Here is a 443-nt window from a genome sequence, read left to right as displayed (position 1 = left end):
GATCTTGGAGCAGATTCATAAACGTACCAGCACATCCTCCTTTAGGATCATTTGCGCCGTATACTACCTTCGCAATTCGAGAAAGCATACTGGCACCAGCACACATCGGACAAGGTTCAAGTGTAACATATAAAGTCGCCTCTTCTAATCTCCAGGTTCCCAGCTTTTTACATGCCGTGTCAATAGCAAGTATCTCTGCTTGAGCAATAGAAGACTGTTTCCACTCTCTTAGATTATGAGCACTTGCTATTATTTCATCCTTATAAACGATTACTGCACCAATGGGAACTTCCCCCAACAATTCCGCTTTTTTTGCTTCTTTAATAGCCTCTCTCATAAACTTTTCATGACTCAAATATTCCGTTTTTGACTCCTTCTTTACAACACTGTTACCTTAGTTTATCCAATAAGTATGTCCAATTGTCAATTCCCACTTCCTTCTT

At 40.0% G+C, this 443-nt stretch carries 1 protein-coding gene; it reads right to left on the bottom strand.

The genetic code is table 11. The features are described from left to right. Nucleotides 1-337, bottom strand: a 337-nt coding sequence (locus PZE06_RS26270; RefSeq protein WP_483314088.1) for a nucleoside deaminase, incomplete at its 3' end; no start/stop codon positions are given. Nucleotides 338-443: the final 106 nt, after the last annotated feature.

It is taken from the genome of Robertmurraya sp. DFI.2.37, assembly GCF_029211245.1.
Taxonomy (GTDB): domain Bacteria; phylum Bacillota; class Bacilli; order Bacillales; family Cytobacillaceae; genus Robertmurraya; species Robertmurraya methanolica_A.
The sequence above is the reverse complement of the archived record's forward strand: the minus strand, read 5'-3'. Positions and strand labels throughout refer to the sequence as shown.